Raw genomic sequence first — 17,379 nt, forward strand, 5'->3', positions numbered from 1 at the left:
CACATTTGGAATGCATTCCCCTGTGGGAGCGAGCTTGCTCGCGATGGCGGCCTGATTGGCAGCATGAATTCCTGAACTGTCATCAACCTCGACTAGGCTCAGCAGGTTCAATCTTCGAGCCCCCGTCATGCCCAAAGGCCTGTCCCTGATTTTCCTGCTGTTGCTCAGCCTCACGACCCAGGCTGAAAGCTGGCCCGCCGAGCAATGGCCGACCGCGCCGACGCCCGCTGGCCCGGCGCTTCAAGCCCTGGAGGCCTATGCCTTCCCATCCCGCGATGACACCACTCGCCAGGGCATTCGCACCGATGCCTTGCTGGTGATCCGCGACGGCCAGTTGATCTACGAACGCTACGCCGGCCCGACGACGGCCGAGACGCCGCACCTGACCTGGTCGATCAGCAAGAGCCTGATGGCCGCGGTCCTCGGTGTGGCTTACGGCGAAGGCTTGTTCAAACTCGGCGACCCTGTGGCGAAGTTTTATCCGCCCCTGAAAAAATACCCCGACCTGACCATGGCCGACCTGCTGCACTGGGCCTCGGGCCTGGATTGGCAGGAAGACTACGAATACGCACCGCTGAAGTCTTCGGTAGTGGCCATGCTCTACACCCGCGGTCACCACGACATGGCTGCGTTCACCGCGGCCCATGTCGAGTACGCGGCGCCGGGCCAGGCGTTTCGCTACTCCAGCGGTGACAGCAACCTGTTGTCCGCCGCGTTGAAAACCATCGTCGGCCCCGGCCGCTATCCGGATTATCCGTGGACTGCGCTGTTCGAGCCGCTGGGTATCCGCCAAGCCGTGTGGGAAACCGATGCCACGGGCACTTTCGTTGCTTCGTCCTATGCCTACCTCACTGCACGGGACCTGGCCCGGGTCGGTCTGTTGATGGCCCGCGAGGGGCGCTGGGCAGACAGGCAACTGCTGCCCAGGGACTGGGTGGCATTCAACCGCGAGCCGTTCGCTCACTATCACGCCGATCAAGACGAGGCCGTCCCCGGCGGCCAGTGGTGGCTCAATCGAGCCGTTGAGGGCGCGGCACGACCCTGGCCCGATGCTCCCGCCGACACCTTCGCCGCGCTGGGGCATTGGGGCCAGGCGATGTACGTGATCCCCAGTGAACAGCTGGTGATCGTCCGCTACGGCGATGACCGCGACGGCACTTACCGGCACAACCAATTGCTCCAGCTCGCGCTCAAGGCCTTTGCCGGGAAGGTGCAGCCATGAGTGGTTTCATTCGCCGTCGACCGCTCAGTTCCCTGTTGTTGATCCTGCTGATCGCCTTGCTCGGCTGGATCTGGCTCGAGCGGGCGGCGCTGTGGGCGTTCCCCGACATCATCAGCGCCTACACCGCCAAGGAATATTGTTCGTGCCGCTACGTGATGAACAACGATGCCGAGTACTGCCACGGTTATGTGAAACAGTGGCTGCCCGCCAGCGGCTTTACCGATGACCCGGCCGGCAAGCGTGTCTCGGTCAGTGGCATGGGCCGCAGCAACAGCGCGGTGTGGATCGGCGAGCGTCAGGGTTGTCGTTTGCAGCCTTGAGCGGGGTATGTGCTTTGGGTGGTGGTGAGTTTTTGTGGCGAGGGGGCTTGCCCCCGTTCGGCTGCGAAGCAGACGCAAAGCCAGCCTCCCCGGTCCGTCAGGCTTACTTGGTTGTAGACTTCAGCACTGCTTCGCAGCGCAACGGGGGCAAGCCCCCTCGCCACAAAAGCTCACTCGCCCTATGGAATGTGTTCATGGAGCAACAGAAAGTTTGCAACCTGTGTCAGGCCGGTTAAGGTTCAGCACAGGTTTATCTGCCCCACGAGTCTCTATGTTCAAGCGCTCCACCTTCCAAACCCTCACTTTCCTGCTGCTGGCCGGTGCCGCGTTGTCGGCCCGCGCCGACTGGTACCTCGATGGCGAGTCTTCGCGCCTGTCGTTTGTCAGCACCAAGAATGCCAATGTTTCCGAAGTGCAGCGCTTCCTGGTGCTGCACGGCAAGGTCGACCCCGAGGGGCTGGCGCAGGTGGAAGTCGAGCTGGAGTCGATCAACAGCGGCATCCCGTTGCGCGATGAGCGCATGCGCAAGGAGCTGTTCCAGATTGACCGGTTTCCCGACGCCATGATCACCACGAAAATCGATCTGCGCCCGATCAATGACCTCGCTCCCGGCGCGCAGTTGGAGTTGCGCCTGCCGCTGATGGTCGACCTGCACGGCAAACAACACGAATACCAGGCCGAACTGTTGGCGACCCGACTCGATGACCGGCGCTTCCAGGTGGTGACCCTCGAACCGCTGGTGATCAACGCCGAGGATTTCGATTTGGCTCCCGGCCTGGAAACGTTGCGCAAACTGGCCGGTTTATCAGCTATCAGTCTTTCCGTACCGGTGGGTGCGGTACTGATTTTCACGGCGCGCTGACATGGCCGGAGCGATTTTTCCGTGGCGTGAAGGCAACCACTTCGAACTGCTGATCGACGGTCCGCAGTTTTTTCCGCGCATGCTGGTGGCGATTGCCCGGGCTGAAGAGCAGGTTGAGCTGGAACTGTATCTGGTGGAGGCGGGCGCCTGCGCCGAAGCCATGGTCCAGGCATTGGTGCAGGCCGCCGAGCGCGGTGTACGGGTGCGCTGTCTGTTCGATGATTACGGCAGCCTCGCTTTCACCCTGGCCTTGCGTCAGCGGCTGATGTCCGCTGGCGTGGAGCTGCGTTTTTACAATCGTCTGAGCTGGCGACGTTGGGTCGGCAACTTCTACCGCGATCACCGCAAGCTGTTATTGGTGGACCAGAGCCTGGCCGTGGTCGGCGGCACCGGTGTCACTGATGAATTCTGGACTCCGGGGGAAGACGCCAGCGAATGGCACGAAGTGATGGTGGAAATCACCGGCCCGCTGGTACTCGATTGGCAGCTGCTATTCGATCGTCAGTGGATTGCCAACCGCCATCGACGTGCCTGGCGACCGGCTTCGCATTTCGGTCTGCCGCGCCTGCCAAGGGTGCCGTCCATAGGTGAGGGCATGGGCCGGGTGGCCTATGCCGACGCCCGTCAACACCGGGACATTCTGCAATCGCTGGTGCGTGCCCTGAACAGTGGTCAGCGACGGATCTGGCTGGCCACGCCGTACTTTTTGCCGACCTGGAAAGTCCGTCGCTCCCTGCGCCGGGCGGCTGCCCGGGGCGTCGATGTGCGCTTGCTGCTGACCGGCCCCCGTACCGATCACCCATCCGTGCGTTATGCCGGGCATCGCTACTACCCGCGACTGCTCAGGGCCGGGGTGAAAATCTACGAGTACCAGCCGTGTTTCCTGCACCTGAAAATGGTCCTGGTCGACGACTGGGTGAGCATCGGTTCGTGCAACTTCGATCACTGGAATCTGCGCTTCAACCTGGAAGCTAACCTGGAAGCCCTGGACCCCGGACTGACCCGGTCGGTGGCGGCGAGTTTCGAACGGGACTTCGGGTTGAGTGAGCAAGTCAGCCTGGAGGAATGGAAGCGCCGGCCACTGTGGCGGCGGGTCAAGCAACGGGTGTGGGGATGGGTGGATCGGGTGGTGGTGAACCTGCTGAATCGGCGGGGTTGACCCCAGTTTTCTGAACACTGAAACCACTGTGGGAGCGAGCTTGCTCGCGATGAGGGCTTAACATTCAACATCTCTGTCGACTGTCAGTCCGCTATCGCGAGCAAGCTCGCTCCCACAGGGTTTTGCGGTGTTTGATTAATTACAGCAACTCAAAACTCTGCTGCGTCACGTCCTCTGAATCCAGGCCGATCTGCACGTTGAACTTGCCCGGTTCCGCCGCGTACTTGAGCTGGGTGTTGTAGAACTTCAGGTCGTCCTCAGTGATGGTGAAGTGCACGACTTTCTGTTCGCCGGCCTTGATCATCACTTTCTGGAAGTTCTTCAGTTCCTTGATCGGACGAATCATCGAGCCGGTCTCGTCCTGGATGTACAGCTGCACCACGGTTTCGCCGTCGCGCTTGCCGGTGTTTTTCACGGTGACACTGGCGTCGAGCTTGCCGGTCTTGTTCAGCGTGGTCGACGACAGCGCCATGTCGCTCAGGCTGAACTCGGTGTAGCTCAGGCCATAGCCGAACGGGTACAGGGGGCCCGTGGTGTCATCGAAGTACTGCGAGGTGTAGTTGCCCGGTTTGCCCGGAGTGAACGGCCGGCCAATGGTCAGGTGGTTGTAGTAGGTCGGAATCTGGCCTACCGAACGCGGGATGCTGATCGGCAGTTTGCCCGACGGGTTGTAGTCGCCGAACAGCACGTCGGCGATGGCGTTGCCGCCCTCGGTGCCGCTGAACCAGGTTTCCAGGATCGCGTCGGCCTGTTCCTTCTCTTCGAGGATCGTCAGTGGACGGCCATTCATCAACACCAGTACCAGCGGTTTGCCGGTGGCTTTCAGGGCCCGGATCAGCTCGCGCTGGTTTTCCGGGATGTTCAGGTCGGTGCGGCTCGACGATTCGTGGGACATGCCACGGGATTCGCCGACGGCGGCAACCACCACATCAGCATCCTTGGCCGCTTTCACCGCTTCGTCGATCAGTACGTTCGCCGGGCGCGGGTCGTCCACCACTTCCGGGGCATCGAAGTTGAGGAAGTTCAGGTAACCGAGGATTTTCGGGTCGCTGGTGATGTTGGCGCCACGGGCGTAGATCAGTGTCGATTTGTCTCCCAGGGCGTTGGTCATGCCATCGAACAGGGTCACCGATTGAGCAGGGCGACCGGCGGCGGCCCAGCTGCCCATCATGTCGATGGGCGCCTTGGCCAGGGGACCGACCAGGGCGATTTTCGCGGTCTTCTTCAGTGGCAGGGTGTCATTCCGGTTTTTCAGCAGCACCTGGCTGCGGCGTGCCACATCACGGGCCTCGGCGCGGTGCAGGCGGCTGTCGGCGTAGGTGTCGACCGGATCATCCTCGGCCTTGCCGATGCGCAGGTACGGGTCCTTGAACAGGCCCATGTCGTACTTGGCGCCCAGTACCGCACGCACGGCGTTGTCGATGTCGCTCTGCTGGATCTCGCCGGACTTCAGCAGCCCTGGCAGCTCTTTGCCGTACAGGGTGTCGTTCATGCTCATGTGGATGCCAGCCTTGATTGCCAGCTTCGCCGCTTCGCGACCGTCGGCGGCAACACCGTGCTTGATCAGCTCGAAAATCGCCCCGTGGTCGCTGACGGCCAGGCCCTTGAAGCCCCATTCCTTGCGCAGCAGGTCGTTCATCAGCCAGGTGTTGGCGGTGGCCGGCACGCCGTTGATCGAGTTCAGCGCGACCATGACCCCGCCGGCGCCGGCATCGATGGCGGCGCGGTACGGTGGCAGGTAGTCCTGGTACATCTTGACCGGGCTCATGTCGACCACGTTGTAGTCGCGGCCACCCTCGACCGCGCCGTACAAGGCAAAGTGCTTGACGCTGGCCATGATGCTGTCGGCTGCGTTCGCGCCAGTACCCTGGAACGCCTTGACCATCACGCCGGCAATGCGCGACACCAGGTAAGTGTCTTCACCGAAGCCTTCGGAAGTACGACCCCAGCGTGGGTCGCGAGAGATGTCGACCATCGGTGCGAAGGTGATGTCGAGGCTGTCAGCCGCGGCTTCCTTGGCGGCAATGCGCCCGGACAGGCCGATGGCGTCCATGTCCCAGCTCGAGGCCAGGGCCAGCGGGATCGGGAAAATGGTGCGGTGGCCGTGGATCACGTCGTAGGCAAAGAACATCGGGATCTTCAGGCGGCTGCGCATGGCTGCGTCCTGCATCGGCCGATTTTCCGGGCGGGTGATCGAGTTGAACGTACCGCCGATGTTGCCTGCCGCGATTTCCTTGCGGATCATTTCGCGCGGCATTTCCGGGCCGATGCTGATCAGGCGCAGCTGGCCGATTTTTTCATCGAGGGTCATTTGCTTCATCAGGTTGCTGACGAAGGCTTCCTTGTTCTCCAGGGGTGCGGGCGTCGTGGCGGCCAATACGTTATGACTGGCCAGGCTGACGAACAGGCCCAGCAAACACAGCTTCTTCATGAATAGTTTTCTCAAGGGCCCAAACGGCGATGTACACGCCGGCCAGCCAAAATTTAGGGAGCGTCTATTGTTGTTCGGGTACCGGCTCAAAAGACCAGAGCCAAAAAACCACAGCCAGATGGCGGATGCGTTTTCGCGCAGGGCCTCTTTTTAGCCCATCGGCCCGTTGCAATCCAGAGGCGCGGGCGATTATGCCCCAAGAGCCGGCCCAGAAGGTTTCACGGTCGGTTTTTTCATGAAATGCACAAGGGAGCATCATCCTGATGAATGTAAGTCCAACCTATCGCTCGCGTTTGCAGGTCGTCACGTTGCTAATGCTGGCTACGTTGCTGACCGCCTGCGGCATCAACAACATCCCGACGCTCGATGAACAGGCCAAGGCCGCCTGGGGCCAGGTGCAGAACCAGTATCAGCGGCGCGCCGACCTCATTCCCAATCTGGTGGAAACCGTCAAGGGCTATGCGGCCCACGAGAAGGAAACCCTGACCGCCGTCATCGAAGCCCGGGCCAAGGCCACGTCGATCCAGGTGGATGCCTCGACCCTCGACAACCCGGAAAAGCTCAAGCAGTACCAACAGGCCCAGGACCAGCTCAGCGGCGCCTTGAGTCGCTTGATGGTGGTCTCCGAACGTTATCCGGACCTCAAGGCCAACCAGAACTTCCTCGCCCTGCAATCGCAGCTTGAAGGCACCGAGAACCGCATCAGCGTGGCCCGGCGCGATTTCATCCTCGCGGTGCAGAAATACAACACCGAGATCCGCACCTTCCCCGGTCGCCTGTGGCACACCGTGATGTATAGCGACCTGCCGATGCGCGAGACCTTCGAAGCCACGCCGGGTTCGGAAAAGACCCCCGAGGTCAAATTCTGAACTGCGCTAATCGGCGTCACCACGCAAGAGGTTGCCAATGCGCGTCCTGAAAACAGGCCTGTTGCTGTTGTTGTGGGTGGTGGCGATCGCTGCCCGCGCCGAGCTGAGCTTTCCGGCGCTAACCGGGCGGGTGGTCGACACTGCGCAGATTATCGAGCCATCGGTGCGCCAGCAGCTCAGCCAACAGCTTCAGGCCCATGAGCAAGCCACCGGCGAGCAGCTTGTGGTAGTGACGTTGCCGGACTTGCAAGGTACCGACATCGCCGACTTCGGTTACCAACTCGGCCGCCACTGGGGCATCGGGCAGAAGGACAAGAACAACGGCGCCTTGCTGATCATCGCCCGGGACGAGCGCCGGCTGCGTATCGAAGTCGGATACGGCCTGGAGGATCGCCTGACCGATGCCCAGAGTTCGGTGATCATCAACCAGGTCATCACCCCGTCATTCAAGACCGGCAATTTCAGTAAAGGCATCAGTGACGGCGTAGCGGCGATGCTGGTGGTGCTGGGCGGCAACCCCCTGGACGAACCCTCCACGGCGTATGAATCCAGGGGCGATCCGGGGGACGATTTCATCGCGCGGCATCCCGGGTTGTTCGTGTTTTTTGTGATGTTATTCATCCTGACTGTTTTTGTGTGCCAGATGCTCGGTATTCTTCCCGCTGGCCGGGGCGGCTCCGGTGGATCCGGGGGCGGCTTTGGCGGTGGTGGATTTGGCGGCGGCGGTGGAGGGGGAGGCTTCAGCGGCGGCGGGGGCAGTTTCGGCGGGGGCGGTTCGTCCGGCGGCTGGTGATAATAAAAATTAGCAGGCACTTCACGACATGGCATTACTGACTGAACACGAACAACGCAAGGTGGCCGAGGCCATTGCCCGGGTCGAGCGCGAGACAGACGCAGAACTGGTGACAGTACTCGCAGCCCGCGCCGACGACTATGCGTACATCCCGTTGCTGTGGGCCAGCCTGCTGGCGCTGCTGGTGCCGGGCATCGTGCATTACCTCACCGGCTGGCTGACCATGCACAGCCTGCTGATGGTGCAATGGGCCATCTTCATCGTGCTGTGCCTGGTGTTCCGCCTGCCGAAAGTCACCACCCATCTGATCCCGCGCTCGGTGCGCCACTGGCGTGCCTCGAACCTGGCGCGCCGGCAGTTCCTGGAGCAGAACCTGCACCACACCGAGGGCAGCACCGGCATGCTGATTTTCGTTTCCGAGGCCGAGCGTTACGTGGAGATCCTGGTGGATGAAGGGATTTCCAGTCGCCTGGACAACAAGAACTGGGACGCGATCGTCGCGACGTTCACCCAGCAGGTGAAACAGGGGCAGACGCTGCAGGGCTTTGTCAGTTGCGTCGAGGCCTGTGGCGAGTTGCTCAAGGTACATGTGCCGGTGACCCATGTGCGCAACGAGCTGCCGAATCGTCTGGTGGTGCTGGGTTAAGCCAGTGCTTCATCTGCTTTTGTAATGCGCCGCGACACAGTTCCTGAACGTTGTCCGGCGGGGAGCTTGTCTTCAACATCTCTCTCATGGTGCACGCCCTGCGATGGGCGTTCTGTGTAGAGGGAGTTCTTATGAAAACGCAACAAACGCTGGAGACCTTGGTGGAGGATGCACCCGGTAGCGCAATGCTTACTCCGCTGGTGCGACTGACAACGAAAGAGACACAAGCCCTGGAGTGGTGCCTCAAAGGCAAGACGTCCTGGGAGATCGCCAGGATTCAGAGTTGCTCGGAATCCACCATCAACTTCCACTTTTCCAATATCCGCCGCAAGTTCGCCGTCAGATCTCGCAACGCTGCCGTGTTCAGGGCGCTGGAGTCGGGGGCCATCACTGTTGAGCCATTGCAGTCGCGAGATACCCATGAGCCTGACTGATTCGACCTACAACAGTATCAGCGGGCTCATGGTGGGGTTTGGGTATTGCGACGTTGCCGGCTATCGATGGAGAAGCCCTGTTCGGCGCGACACTTGGCGCGTGGCTGGTCACGACCACTCGCGCCAACTTCAAGGCCTGGCAACGCATCGGTTCCTGGCTGTTGTCGGCGGGTGTCGGTTACCTGTTTGCCCCGGTGGCCCAGCCAATGGCGCCTTTTCTGACAGCCGGCGTGACGGCCTTTCTGTGCGCGTTGCTGGTCATTCCCATCAGCATCAAGCTCATGCAGTGGATCGATGGAGCCGGCCTCGGTGACATCCTTCGTCATCTCAGAGGGCGAGGGCAATGACCTTTGAGATGGCGGCTCTGGTGTGGGTGGCGGGCGTGGCTCACCTGGTCAGTGCGTTCAGGCTGGCGTGTTACCAGCGCGACGAACAACGTTACCACTGGTGCGACAGGATATTGATCAGCTTGCTTGGCGCAGTGTTCTGCCTTGCCGGCATCGATGTATTGCTGACATTCCTGCCGGTGAGCCCATGGCATGCAGTGGTGAGTGTTTTTTCATGCGTAATGATTGTTCGCAGTAGTGGCAACATTATTGTTTTGTGGCATGCCTTCAAGCATTGAAACGTCGGACTTCAAGTCAGGTTTTGTTTGAGTGTCCAAGTGAGGCCAGGGTAGCGGCCATTTCGGAAAGTTGTGTTTCCAGATCCCGCAGGCGTCGTTTTTCCTCCAATGCGTTTTGTATTGCGCAGCGGTCATCCTCATCAAGTAATCGCCACAGCGAAAGGATGGTGCTTTCCTGCGTTGTTGCAGTTTCCGCAGCATTTGCAGGAGCGTTGACATGGGGCTGCCGCAGCATTGGCCCCTCGCCCAGCAGCAACCAGTCAAGGGAGATGCCGCGAGTCTGTGCAATATCTACGCATAATGAGTATGGCGTGCTGTCGCGGCCTTTCCAGCTGCTGAGTGTCTGGGGGCTGATCTGTAGCGCAGTAGACAGGGAAGCGTCAGTTTTTGTACCCGTGATTTGCTTCAGGCGGGCCAAAACAGCTTGTGATTTTTTGCTACGCAATTTGAGCCTCTTCCTTTTGACATATGCTTTTTGAGTGCTTAACGTATGCGTAATGAGTACGTTTTTTCTTGTAAGTAATCAATCGTCAACTATGAATCTGAAGAATACGATGTCGAAACTTCCTAATGGTATCAGGGTGATTTCCTACGAGCTTGGCTCGTATCTATTACGTGTCCACCCGTTGCACTTCCTTTTGTCTGGCGGACGTTATTTGCAGCACCTGTCTTTCACCAATTGTGTTTCAAACAGTATTGCGTTTGATCAATTCGATTACCACCGGATGGCCCAAGGGAAGCATGTATGAGTACTTACAAGATGGTGTGCCCGCACTGCCTGAACCGGATGCGCATACGTACCAGCGAAGGGCGGCATATCTTCCTGCGGGTGGCATACCTGCAATGTACGTCGGAGGCCTGTGGCTGGTCGGTACGGGCCGAGTTCGAAATGACCCATGAGCTTTCCCCCAGTGGCATGCCCAATCCGGCCGTGCACCTGCCGTGCGCCGGACCTGACTTGCGCCGCGCCGCACGGCCTGTCGCCGAGAGTGCTCCGGCGGCGCAAGCGCAACAGGAGTCTTGAGCATGAAGGAGGTTGATGAACAGGCCCATTTGAATGAGGAGCTATTGGCCATAGCGCAGGCGTTTCTGACCCGTCATGAAGGCGAGGGTGTGATTGATGATCAAGTGCTGTTCTGCCGTGCGGTGAGGCATTTGCAGAGTCTGGATATGCCGATGCACCAGGCGGAGCGGCTGGTCAGCCATGCATATGGATTACTCAAATCCAGCAACGATCGCCGACGTCTGGATCTGGCTGCAAGTTCCGAAACTGTCGCCGTGGTCACTGATCCGGTCAACGGTCTGACGTGGGCGGTGCCGGTAGGGTTGATCGTCAAGTTCGTCATCAACTCGCCGACCAATCGCAAACTTCGACTGGTGGAGCCATGAGGTAGCGACGGTTGAATTCAGGTCCCGATCGGCGGGAACGGGACCTGGCGCAAAATTACCCCGTGCCCAAAACCCTCGTCCCCCCTAAAATACCCGGCATCCCCAGATTCGTATTGCCGAGGCCGTTTTTCCATGTCCGTCACCGCCACTCCCGCCAGCCTCGCGCCGGATCATCACGCCCAGTTCATCAACCTGCTGCAATCGAGCCTCGAGCACAACGCATTCATCAAACTGGTGCTGGCCAAATACGTGGGTGATGAAACGGACCTGCAGCGGATCATCATCAAGCCGGTGACGGTCAAGGCGCAGCCTTGCCTGTCTTTTGTCTACCGCTACAAGACCCGCGATATCACCAAGAACCTGCCGCTGGTCGAAGGCGTGGCGAGCATTGCCGGGCTGCTACCGGCGTCGTTCAAAAATGCGCATTTGTTGTCGTTGACCGACGAAGCCCAGCTCGAATACAGCAAAAAAGGCAAGTCATCGCTGTTCAAGAGCCAACCTCAGCAATTGCGCGAAGTGCCTTCGGCCGAGCACAACCGTGAGAAAAACCGTTTTCTTGACCTGAGTCGGCCGTTTCTCGCCGACCTCGGTGTGACCAACAGCAAGCACGAGCTGATCCCGGCGATGTCGCGCAAGTGGAAGCAGATCAACAAGTTCATCGAAGTGTTCAGCCATGCGCTGACGTCGTCCCCCCTGGCGCTGGACAAGCCGGTGCGTGTGGCGGACTTCGGGTCGGGCAAGGGCTACCTGACCTTCGCCATCCACGATTACCTGCGCAACACCTTGAAGGCCGAAGGCGAGGTGACCGGCGTCGAACTGCGTGAAGACATGGTCACCCTGTGCAACACCGCCGCCGCCAAGCTTGAACACCCCGGCCTGGTGTTCAAGTGCGGTGACGTGCGCAGCGTGGCGCCGAGCGAGCTGGACGTGATGATTGCCCTGCATGCCTGCGATATCGCCACCGACTATGCGATCCACACCGGCATCCGTTCCGGCGCGGCGATCATCATGTGCTCGCCGTGCTGCCACAAACAGATCCGCCTGCAAATCCAGAGCCCGGCGCTGCTCAAGCCGATGCTGCAATACGGCTTGCACCTGGGCCAGCAGGCCGAGATGGTCACCGACAGTTTGCGCGCGTTGTTCCTTGAGGCCTGCGGCTATGAGACCAAGGTGTTCGAGTTCATCTCACTGGACCACACCAACAAGAACAAGATGATCCTGGCGGTCAAACGCGCAGAACCAGTGGACCCGGCTCAGTTGCTGGCGAAGATTCAGGAGCTGAAGGATTTCTATCACATCAGCGAGCATTGCCTGGAAACCCTGCTGCGCTCCGACGGTTACCTCTGATCCTGTTGTAGGAGCGAGCTAGCTCGCGATGGACGTCAACGATAACGCGTGCTTTCTGAATCAACGCGTCGGTTTCAAGTCCTTCGCGAGCAAGCTCGCTCCCACAGGATTGGGTTTGATCGCTGTCTTGCGCCCGAGCATCACCGTCACGATCACCCCGCCGGCAAACAGCCAGGTAATCGGCTCCACATGTTCACCGAAGAACAGCGCCGAGAAGGCGATGGTGAAGAAGATCTGCAGCAACTGGATCTGACTGACCCGGGCAATGCCACCCATGGCCAGTCCGGCGTACCAGGCAAAGAAACCGATGAACTGCGAAAACAGCGAGACATATCCGAAGGCCCACCAGGTCTTGGCGGAAATCTCGCCCTGATGTTGCAGTGCCAGATACACCACCGGGCCGATCAGCAGCGGCGTCGACAGCACCAGCGCCCAGCAGATCACCTGCCAACCGCCCATCTCCCTGGCCAGCCGGCCTCCTTCGGCGTAACCCAATCCGCCCACTGCAATGGCGCCAAGCATCAGCAAGTCACCGGCCTGAATGCTGCCGGCACCGCTGATCAGTGCATAACCGAGCACCAGCGCACTGCCCAATGCGGCGCAGGCCCAGAAGGCTTTCGAAGGCCGCTCATGGGACAACCACGCGGCGTACAGCGCCACGCACAGCGGCTGTAATCCGTTGACCAGCGCGCCGTGGGACGCCGGCAAGGTTTGCATGGCCCAGGCCGACAATACCGGGAAACCCAGGATCACCCCGGCCATCACCAGCGCCAGGCCTTTTACCTGCTTCCAGGTCGGCCATTTTTCCCGGTGCCACAGCAACAGCAACGCCGCCGGAACCGCTGCAAACAGTGCCCGGCCCAGGCCATTGAGCAGCGGGTGGAGTTCCTGCACGACGATCCGCGTGAAGGGCAGGGTGAGGCTGAAGATCACAACGCCGAGCAGGCCCAGGGCCATGCCGGTGTTTTCGCGCGAGGACATGATGGCAACCAGAATCGTGGAAGGTGGGAGGTGTTGTTATCTAGCCATAAACCCGGTGTAAGCCGCTGTTACAGCTAGGTGCAGAGTTATCCGTACAGTTGCGAACACACCTATGTGGCGAGGGGGCTTGCCCCCGTTGGGCTGCGCAGCAGCCCCTATCCGGTTTCATCAACCGAACCGCACTGTCCTATTTTGCGCCTGCTTCGCAGGCGAACGGGGGCAAGCCTCCTCGCCACAAGGTAGTAGCCGGTTGTTACCCGACCCGCCGGATAAGGACTACCTTGAATACTCCTGCACGCCCACTTCCAGAGGAGTCCTCCCCATGGCTGCGAAAAAAATTCTGATGCTGGTCGGTGATTACGTCGAAGACTATGAAGTGATGGTGCCGTTCCAGGCGTTGCTGATGGTCGGTCACACGGTGCACGCCGTTTGCCCGGACAAGGCTGCCGGCCAGACCGTGCGCACGGCGATCCATGACTTTGAAGGCGACCAGACCTACAGTGAAAAACCCGGTCACCTGTTTGCCCTCAACTTCGATTTCGCCAAGGTCAACGCCGCCGATTATGACGCGGTGCTGATTCCGGGCGGCCGTGCGCCGGAGTACCTGCGCCTGAACGAAAAAGTCCTGGAACTGGTGCGCGCGTTCGACAAGGCTGGCAAGCCGATCGCTGCCGTGTGCCATGGCGCGCAGTTGCTGGCGGCAGCGGGTGTTCTCGAAGGTCGCGAATGCAGCGCTTATCCGGCCTGCGCTCCGGAAGTGCGACTGGCGGGCGGTACGTATATCGAGATTCCGGTGACGGACGGCCATGTCCAGGGCAATCTGGCCACGGCTCCGGCCTGGCCTGCGCATCCGAACTGGCTGGCCGGTTTCCTGGGGTTGCTGGGTACTAAAATCACGCTGTAAAGAGGGGCATGCCCATGTGCGAGCTGTACGTCAAAGCCGACCCGATACTCTACGAATCGCGCTCCCGCTCGCTGCGCATTTGCGGGGTGGTCACCACCTTGCGGCTGGAGAATCAGTTCTGGGACATCCTCAGCGAAATCGCCGAGGTCGACGGCATGACCACCAATCAGTTGATCGCCAAGCTGTATGAAGAGGTGATGGACTACCGCGGCGAAGTGGTCAATTTCGCTTCGTTCCTGCGGGTGAGTTGTACGCGGTATCTGAGTCAGCGTCGGACTCAGGTGCCGGAGTTGTCGGTGGTGCGGGCTGCGGCGAAGTAAGGAAGATCGTGTCGACGCCATCGCGAGCAAGCTCGCTCCCACAATGGTTTGGTGTACACAAATCTACTGTGGGAGCGAGCTTGCTCGCGAAGGGGCCAGAGCAGGCGACAGAAACCCGAGGCTGGTCTTTACTGTGAAGCGCGCAACCTTTCAATCGCCAAGGAGAAAGAGCATGTCCGGATGGTATGAAGTGAGCAAAAGCAGCAATGGCCAGTTCAGGTTTGTCCTCAAGGCGGCCAACGCCGAGACCATTCTGACCAGCGAGCTGTACACCACCCACGCCGCCGCCGACAAAGGCATTGCCTCGGTCCAGGCCAACAGCCCGCTGGATGAGCGTTACGAGAAGAAAATCACCAAGGATGGCCACCCGTATTTCAACCTGAAGGCGGGCAACCACGAGATCATCGGCAGCAGCGAGGCCTATTCCTCCGATGCCGCCATGGAGAAAGGCATCGCCAGCGTGAAGGCCAACGGTTCGTCCAAGTTGGTCAAGGACAAGACGTTGCCGGTGCTTTGAGTACAGCTTTCAAATCCAGCAAAAATCCCTGTGGGAGCGAGCTTGCTCGCGATGGCGGTCTGACAGTCAACATCCGTGTTGAATGTAATGGTCTCATCGCGAGCAAGCTCGCTCCCACAGTGGCTTTATGTACAGCTGGAGATCAGCGCAGGGCCTTCAACATATCTTCCAGCTGATCACAACTCGCCTCACTCAACGGGAATACCGGCAGCCGCGGATCCCCCACCTCCAGGCCCGTCGCCCGCAAACCCGCCTTGATCGTTGCCGGCAAGCCACCCTTGAGGATGAAGTCCAGCAGCGGCAACTGGCGATAGAACAGTTCGCGTGCCTTGCGCAAATCGTTGGCCAGCACTGCTTCGTACAAATCCAGGTTGAGCTGCGGGATCAGGTTCGGCGCAGCGGTGCACCAGCCTTTTGCGCCGGCGGCGAAGGCCTCCAGGGCCAACGGATTGCAGCCGTTGTAGAACGGCACCTGGCCTTCGCCGAGACGTTGCAGTTGATGCATGCGCTGGATGTCGCCGGTGCTCTCCTTGACCATGGTCACGTTTTCCACGGCGTTGACGATGCGCAGGATCAGGTCCACCGACATGTCGGTGCCGCTGGTGGCCGGGTTGTTGTAGAGCATGATCGGCACGCCGATGCTGGCGCCGATGGCGCGGTAATGGGCGAGGATCTCCGCTTCGCTGAGCTTCCAGTAGGACGTGGGCAGCACCATCACCACATCGGCGCCGTGAGCTTCGGCGAAACGCGCGCGGCGCACCGCTTTAGCGGTGGTCAGGTCGGACACGCTGACGACGGTCGGCACGCGCCTGGCCACGTGCCTGATGCTGAACTCGCTGACCTGATCCCACTCTGCGTCGCTCAAATAAGCACCTTCACCGGTGCTGCCCAGCGGTGCGATGGCGTGTACGCCGCCCTCGATCAGTCGGTCGATGGAGCGCCCGAGGGCATCCAGGTCAACGCCTTCGCCGTGGGGGGTGAAAGGGGTGATGGTGTAGCCGATGATGCCGTGAATGTTTGCGGTGGACATGGTGTCTCTCCGTTCGATCGATGGGTTCAGTTCAGGCAATCGGCGTGTTGGCGCAGGATCTGCCGGGCGTAGTAGTTGAAAGCAGCGGCATGCCGCTTGGGCCGGGCAATCCAGTCGTGGGCTTCACGGCCCAGTTCGGGAATGATCGGCTTGATGGTCCCGGCGCTCATCGCCAGCAGTTGCAGTTTCGCGGCGCGTTCGATCAGTTGCGCGATGACACAGGCTTCCTCGATGGTACCGCCGGTGGACAATTGGCCATGGTGCGAAAGCAGGATCGCCCGTTTGTCGCCCAGTGCCCCGGCAATCAGCTCGCCTTCCTCGTTGCCCACCGGCACGCCCGGCCAGCCTTCGAGAAACGCGCAGTCGTCATAGAGCGGGCAGAGGTCCATGTGGGAAATCTGCAACGGCACTTCCAGCATCGACAAGGCTGCAACGTGGGTCGGATGGGTGTGAATGATGCAGTTCACATCCGCTCGGGCGCGGTACACCCAACTGTGAAAACGATTGGCCGGGTTGGGCATGCCGTGGCCTTCGAGCACCTCCAGGTCCTCGTTGACCAGCAGCAGGTTACCCGCAGTGATTTCGTCGAAACCCAGGCCCAGTTGTTGAGTGTAGTAAGTGCCGGGTTGCGGACCGCGGGCGGTGATTTGTCCGGCAAGGCCGGAATCGTGACCATGCTCGAACAGGATGCGGCAGGTCAGGGCCAGCTTTTGCCGGGCGGTCCACGTATTATCTGCCAGGGTATTTTGCATTTGGCTCAGCGCGTGCTTGACCAGTTGCTCTTTGGGCAGCGCTAATGTCTTGGCCATATCGGTGTCCTTTGGGTGATTCAATGGACGTCGGGTTTGCCGTTCACCGGTTCCTCGCAAAGTCGTCGGTGAGTGCAAATGACACTAAAGAGGCTATATGACACAGTGTGTCATTGGCAAGGACAAATCGTTGCCTCCTTGATGGATAAATCGCTCTACATGTCTATCCGTTTGAAATTACTCAGAAAAAAACTTGGCGTGACGTTGGAAACCCTGGCCGAACAATCCGGCATGACCAAGAGTTACCTGTCGAAAGTCGAGCGCGGGTTGAACACGCCGTCGATTGCTGCGGCCCTGAAACTGGCCAGGGCGCTGAATGTGAAGGTCGAGGAACTGTTCTCTGAAGACAACGTCAGCCTCGACAGCTACAGCCTGGTGCGCAGCCACGAACGGCAACCCTTGGGCGTCAGTGACAACAATTCGGGCTACGCGGTGCTGGCCCATCAGGTCAGCGAACGCAGCTTGTTGCCGTTCATCATCTACCCGCCGGCCGAGTTCACCGACAAGACCTTCAAGGAGCATTTGGGCGAGGAGTTTTTGTTCGTCCACGAAGGGCGGGTGGAGGTGGACTTCATGAACGAGCGCGTGCTGCTCGATCGTGGCGATGCGTTGCACTTCAATGCGCAAAAGCCGCACCGGATTCGTTCGGTGGGCGAGGTGCAGGCGCAGTTGCTGGTGGTGGTGCACAGCACTGAAGAATGAGTTGACTGCAAAAGCTTCG

General features: G+C 60.1%; 21 protein-coding genes and 1 pseudogene. 17 read left to right on the forward strand and 5 right to left on the reverse strand.

Annotated elements, in window-relative coordinates:
* The first annotated feature begins 127 nt into the window (after positions 1 to 127).
* The 4 genes from AC1RDQ_RS17545 (at position 128) to AC1RDQ_RS17560 (ending at position 3,563) form a co-directional block, all read left to right on the forward strand.
* The gene (locus AC1RDQ_RS17545) at positions 128 to 1,222 is read left to right on the forward strand and encodes a serine hydrolase domain-containing protein (RefSeq protein WP_492587787.1); all 1,095 of its coding nucleotides are present in this window, start codon (positions 128 to 130) and stop codon (positions 1,220 to 1,222) included.
* The gene (locus tag AC1RDQ_RS17550; protein ID WP_154909684.1) at positions 1,219 to 1,542 is read left to right on the forward strand and encodes an amidase; all 324 of its coding nucleotides are present in this window, start codon (positions 1,219 to 1,221) and stop codon (positions 1,540 to 1,542) included. The genes AC1RDQ_RS17545 and AC1RDQ_RS17550 overlap by 4 nt, the downstream gene beginning before the upstream one ends.
* A 271-nt stretch (positions 1,543 to 1,813) precedes the next feature.
* A complete protein-coding gene (locus tag AC1RDQ_RS17555) occupies positions 1,814 to 2,404 on the forward strand; it encodes a YceI family protein (RefSeq protein WP_090453580.1) in 591 nt (196 codons plus the stop codon).
* Between the two features lies 1 nt (position 2,405).
* A complete protein-coding gene (locus AC1RDQ_RS17560) occupies positions 2,406 to 3,563 on the forward strand; it encodes a phospholipase D-like domain-containing protein (RefSeq protein WP_057716069.1) in 1,158 nt (385 codons plus the stop codon).
* Between the two features lie 139 nt (positions 3,564 to 3,702).
* On the opposite strand, the gene bglX is transcribed toward AC1RDQ_RS17560, so the two are convergent.
* Positions 3,703 to 5,994, reverse strand: coding sequence for a beta-glucosidase BglX (gene bglX, locus AC1RDQ_RS17565; protein ID WP_057716068.1), 2,292 nt, complete (start codon positions 5,992 to 5,994; stop codon positions 3,703 to 3,705).
* 263 nt (positions 5,995 to 6,257) lie between these two features.
* Between bglX and AC1RDQ_RS17570 the strand changes: the two genes are divergently transcribed.
* The 6 genes and pseudogenes from AC1RDQ_RS17570 (at position 6,258) to AC1RDQ_RS17595 (ending at position 9,361) form a co-directional block, all read left to right on the forward strand.
* A complete protein-coding gene (locus tag AC1RDQ_RS17570) occupies positions 6,258 to 6,863 on the forward strand; it encodes a LemA family protein (protein ID WP_150717735.1) in 606 nt (201 codons plus the stop codon).
* Between the two features lie 37 nt (positions 6,864 to 6,900).
* Positions 6,901 to 7,656 (forward strand): TPM domain-containing protein, encoded by a 756-nt coding sequence (locus AC1RDQ_RS17575; RefSeq protein ID WP_492587788.1) that lies wholly within the window; start codon positions 6,901 to 6,903, stop codon positions 7,654 to 7,656.
* A gap of 28 nt (positions 7,657 to 7,684) precedes the next feature.
* A complete protein-coding gene (locus AC1RDQ_RS17580; protein ID WP_057716065.1) occupies positions 7,685 to 8,302 on the forward strand; it encodes a TPM domain-containing protein in 618 nt (205 codons plus the stop codon).
* 131 nt (positions 8,303 to 8,433) lie between these two features.
* A complete protein-coding gene (locus tag AC1RDQ_RS17585; protein WP_218495081.1) occupies positions 8,434 to 8,736 on the forward strand; it encodes a helix-turn-helix domain-containing protein in 303 nt (100 codons plus the stop codon).
* Positions 8,723 to 9,083: pseudogene (locus tag AC1RDQ_RS17590) on the forward strand (putative holin). Before AC1RDQ_RS17585 ends, AC1RDQ_RS17590 begins: the two are co-directional and overlap by 14 nt.
* A complete protein-coding gene (locus AC1RDQ_RS17595) occupies positions 9,080 to 9,361 on the forward strand; it encodes a phage holin family protein (protein ID WP_090453589.1) in 282 nt (93 codons plus the stop codon). Before AC1RDQ_RS17590 ends, AC1RDQ_RS17595 begins: the two are co-directional and overlap by 4 nt.
* Before the next feature lie 16 nt (positions 9,362 to 9,377).
* Here AC1RDQ_RS17595 and AC1RDQ_RS17600 read toward each other — a convergent pair whose 3' ends face one another.
* On the reverse strand, positions 9,378 to 9,806 hold the full coding sequence (locus tag AC1RDQ_RS17600; protein ID WP_057716061.1) for a helix-turn-helix domain-containing protein: 429 nt from the start codon (positions 9,804 to 9,806) through the stop codon (positions 9,378 to 9,380).
* Positions 9,807 to 10,106: 300 nt separating this feature from the next.
* Between AC1RDQ_RS17600 and AC1RDQ_RS17605 the strand changes: the two genes are divergently transcribed.
* The 3 genes from AC1RDQ_RS17605 to AC1RDQ_RS17615 all read left to right on the forward strand — a co-directional run bounded on the left by AC1RDQ_RS17605 (position 10,107) and on the right by AC1RDQ_RS17615 (position 12,097).
* On the forward strand, positions 10,107 to 10,385 hold the full coding sequence (locus tag AC1RDQ_RS17605) for an Ogr/Delta-like zinc finger protein (RefSeq protein ID WP_057716060.1): 279 nt from the start codon (positions 10,107 to 10,109) through the stop codon (positions 10,383 to 10,385).
* Positions 10,386 to 10,387: 2 nt separating this feature from the next.
* Complete coding sequence (locus AC1RDQ_RS17610) at positions 10,388 to 10,750, forward strand: hypothetical protein (RefSeq protein ID WP_057716059.1); 363 nt, start codon at positions 10,388 to 10,390, stop codon at positions 10,748 to 10,750.
* Between the two features lie 132 nt (positions 10,751 to 10,882).
* Complete coding sequence (locus AC1RDQ_RS17615) at positions 10,883 to 12,097, forward strand: class I SAM-dependent methyltransferase (protein ID WP_492587789.1); 1,215 nt, start codon at positions 10,883 to 10,885, stop codon at positions 12,095 to 12,097.
* Positions 12,098 to 12,157: 60 nt separating this feature from the next.
* Here AC1RDQ_RS17615 and AC1RDQ_RS17620 read toward each other — a convergent pair whose 3' ends face one another.
* On the reverse strand, positions 12,158 to 13,078 hold the full coding sequence (locus AC1RDQ_RS17620) for a DMT family transporter (RefSeq protein WP_349733367.1): 921 nt from the start codon (positions 13,076 to 13,078) through the stop codon (positions 12,158 to 12,160).
* A gap of 322 nt (positions 13,079 to 13,400) precedes the next feature.
* On the opposite strand from AC1RDQ_RS17620, the gene AC1RDQ_RS17625 reads away from it, so the two are divergent.
* From AC1RDQ_RS17625 to AC1RDQ_RS17635, 3 genes are all read left to right on the forward strand, one after another.
* A complete protein-coding gene (locus AC1RDQ_RS17625) occupies positions 13,401 to 13,982 on the forward strand; it encodes a DJ-1/PfpI family protein (protein WP_492587790.1) in 582 nt (193 codons plus the stop codon).
* Between the two features lie 14 nt (positions 13,983 to 13,996).
* Complete coding sequence (locus AC1RDQ_RS17630) at positions 13,997 to 14,302, forward strand: ribbon-helix-helix domain-containing protein (protein WP_102672084.1); 306 nt, start codon at positions 13,997 to 13,999, stop codon at positions 14,300 to 14,302.
* Between the two features lie 172 nt (positions 14,303 to 14,474).
* Complete coding sequence (locus AC1RDQ_RS17635) at positions 14,475 to 14,819, forward strand: YegP family protein (RefSeq protein ID WP_349733366.1); 345 nt, start codon at positions 14,475 to 14,477, stop codon at positions 14,817 to 14,819.
* A gap of 142 nt (positions 14,820 to 14,961) precedes the next feature.
* Here AC1RDQ_RS17635 and AC1RDQ_RS17640 read toward each other — a convergent pair whose 3' ends face one another.
* Together AC1RDQ_RS17640 and AC1RDQ_RS17645 are read right to left on the reverse strand one after the other, a co-directional pair.
* The gene (locus AC1RDQ_RS17640; RefSeq protein WP_492587791.1) at positions 14,962 to 15,849 is read right to left on the reverse strand and encodes a dihydrodipicolinate synthase family protein; all 888 of its coding nucleotides are present in this window, start codon (positions 15,847 to 15,849) and stop codon (positions 14,962 to 14,964) included.
* Between the two features lie 26 nt (positions 15,850 to 15,875).
* Positions 15,876 to 16,658: an aldolase gene (locus AC1RDQ_RS17645; protein ID WP_057716053.1), complete on the reverse strand. Its 783-nt coding sequence runs from the start codon at positions 16,656 to 16,658 to the stop codon at positions 15,876 to 15,878.
* A gap of 159 nt (positions 16,659 to 16,817) precedes the next feature.
* On the opposite strand from AC1RDQ_RS17645, the gene AC1RDQ_RS17650 reads away from it, so the two are divergent.
* Positions 16,818 to 17,360 (forward strand): helix-turn-helix domain-containing protein, encoded by a 543-nt coding sequence (locus AC1RDQ_RS17650; RefSeq protein WP_057716658.1) that lies wholly within the window; start codon positions 16,818 to 16,820, stop codon positions 17,358 to 17,360.
* Positions 17,361 to 17,379 lie beyond the last annotated feature (19 nt).

This window comes from Pseudomonas sp. GW823-FHT02E01, from assembly GCF_058797535.1.